The organism is Vallitalea sediminicola (genome assembly GCF_054408565.1).
Map to the genome: position 1 here is coordinate 1 of NZ_BTPT01000425.1, position 213 is coordinate 213.

The 213-nt window shown below is 28.6% G+C and carries 1 protein-coding gene; it reads left to right on the forward strand.

The features are described from left to right. Positions 1 to 213, forward strand: a 213-nt coding sequence (locus tag ACX6CF_RS27295; RefSeq protein ID WP_458788508.1) for a CAT RNA binding domain-containing protein, incomplete at both ends; no start/stop codon positions are given.

Below are 213 nucleotides of genomic sequence, written 5' to 3' on the forward strand. Positions count from 1 at the left end.
TAAAGTACTAAATAATAATGTAGTACTAGCCAAAAAAGTTAGTAATAAGCAAGAGATGATCCTTATCGGGAAAGGTATCGGTTTTGGAAAAAAAGCTGATATAGTTACTACAATATACGAAAATAAAATACAAAAGAAATATAGTAACTCAGAAGGAGTACTCAAGGAAGAATATATTCAGCTAGTAAATGCAATAGATAGAAAAGTAATAGG